Source organism: Rhizobacter sp. P3_B12, from assembly GCF_056402895.1.
The window spans coordinates 1-1,811 of the sequence record NZ_JBFUGN010001142.1 but is presented as its reverse complement, the minus strand read 5'-3'; the positions used below and the strand labels follow the sequence as shown (position 1 = coordinate 1,811).

General features: G+C 72.3%; 3 protein-coding genes. All 3 read left to right on the top strand.

From position 1 onward, the window contains the following. On the top strand, positions 1-301 hold a 301-nt coding region (locus tag AC1D01_RS33075), incomplete at its 5' end, for an ApeI family dehydratase (protein WP_477873712.1). After that, positions 298-1,221 (top strand): lysophospholipid acyltransferase family protein, encoded by a 924-nt coding sequence (locus tag AC1D01_RS33070; protein ID WP_477873711.1) that lies wholly within the window; start codon positions 298-300, stop codon positions 1,219-1,221. The genes AC1D01_RS33075 and AC1D01_RS33070, both read left to right, overlap by 4 nt. Next, a complete protein-coding gene (locus AC1D01_RS33065; RefSeq protein ID WP_477873710.1) occupies positions 1,218-1,799 on the top strand; it encodes a LolA family protein in 582 nt (193 codons plus the stop codon). Before AC1D01_RS33070 ends, AC1D01_RS33065 begins: the two co-directional genes overlap by 4 nt. Positions 1,800-1,811 lie beyond the last annotated feature (12 nt).

Below are 1,811 nucleotides of genomic sequence, written 5' to 3'. Positions count from 1 at the left end.
CATCCCGGCCACGCACCCGGCCTTCGCGGGGCACTTCCCCGGCCGGCCGATCGTGCCCGGCGTGCTGCTGCTGGCCGAGGTGGTCGAGGCGGTGCGCGCGCACAGCCTCGCGCTCGATCCGCTGCAGGTCGGCGCCGTCAAGTTCGTCGCGACTGTCGGGCCCGATGCCGAGCTGCGCATCGAATGGGATGCGGTCGATGCGGCGTCGACGCGGTTGCGCTTCGAGGTCGCCCAGGTCGTCGACGGACAGGCGACGCGCTGCGCGAGCGGGCATTTCGACCTGTCGCCGACGGCCCGATGACGACGCCCGCCGACAGCCCCTGGACCGCCCAGCGCGAGCGCAGCAACCTGTGGGCGCTGGCGCTGATGCGGCGCGTGGCCGTCGGGCTCGGCCGGCCGGTCGCGCGGCTGCTGCTCGGCCCGATCGCGCTGTACTTCCTCTGGTTCGGCGGTGCCGCCCCTCGCGCCTCGGCACAGTACCTGCGGCGCGTGCTCGGCCGCGCGCCCACGTTCGGCGAGCGGCTGTGCCACCTGCACGCGTTCGCGTCGACCGTGCTCGACCGCGTCTACCTGCTGCAGCAGCGCTTCGACGGCTTCGACATCCGCATCGCAGGCACCGAGCACCTCGATGCGGTGCTCGCGCGCGGCCAGGGCGCGCTGCTGATCGGCGCGCACCTCGGCAGCTTCGAGGTGATGCGCGCGCTCGGCCAGTCGCGCGCCGGGCTGCGCGTCGCGATGGTGATGTACGAAGACAATGCGCGGATGATCAACGCCACGCTGAAGGCGATCGCGCCGGACACGCCGCTGCACATCATCGCGCTCGGCCAGCTCGAATCGATGCTGCAGTTGCGCAATTGGCTCGACGACGGCGGCGTCGCCGGCCTGCTCGGCGACCGCAGCCTGCCCGGTGCCGCATCGGCGCGCTCGGTCAGCCACCGCCTGCCCTTCCTCGGCGACGAGGCCACGTTCTCCGACGGCCCGTTCCGGCTCGCCGCGCTGCTGCGCCGGCCGGTCGTCTTCATGACGGGCTTGTACCTGGGCGGCAACCGCTACGAGCTGCGCTTCGTGCCGCTGGCCGACCTGAGCGAGCGCCCCCCCGGCCGCGAGGCGCAGGATGCCGCCATTGCCGACGCGCAGCGCCGCTACGTGGCGCTGCTGGAAGCGCTGTGCCGCGAACAGCCGATGAACTGGTTCAATTTCTACGACTTCTGGAAACCATGAAGCCCCTGCGCAGGTTCGTCTGGATGATGCTGGCGCTCGCGTGCACCGCCACCGTGGCTGCGCCCGCCGACCTGGGCAGCCTGTTGCAGCTGCTGGCCGGCGTCAAAGCCGGCGAGGCCACGTTCACCGAGCAGCGCCAGGTCACGCTGCAGGACATGACGCGCACGCTCGAATCGTCCGGCCGCCTCAGCTTCTCGGCCCCCGACACCTTCGTGCGCGAGACGCTGAAGCCGCGCCGCGAGCGCCTCGCCGTGGCCGGCAACACGCTGACGATGAGCCAGGGCAGCCGCAGCCGCAGCGTGCCGCTCGACACCGTCCCCGAGGCGCAGGTGCTGGTGGAAGCCGTGCGCGGCACGCTGACCGGCAACCGCGAGCTGCTCGACCGCCACTTCACGTCGCAGTTCAGCGGCAGCCTCGAGCAGTGGACGCTCGAGCTGGTGCCGCGCGAGGCGCTGCTGCGCGAGCAGGTCGCGCGCGTCACGGTGAGCGGCGTGCGCTCAGCGCTGACCGAGGTGCAGGTGCAGCTCGCCGGCGGTGACCGCTCGACGATGAAGATCGTCGAGAGCCGCGTTCCATGAACGCCCCGGCGC

Excerpts from the sequence above, each read along its gene's own strand:
- AC1D01_RS33065 (WP_477873710.1), top strand. The coding sequence starts at position 1,218 with ATGAAGCCCCTGCGCAGGTTCGTCTGGATGATGCTGGCGCTCGCGTGC.
- AC1D01_RS33070 (WP_477873711.1), top strand. The coding sequence starts at position 298 with ATGACGACGCCCGCCGACAGCCCCTGGACCGCCCAGCGCGAGCGCAGC.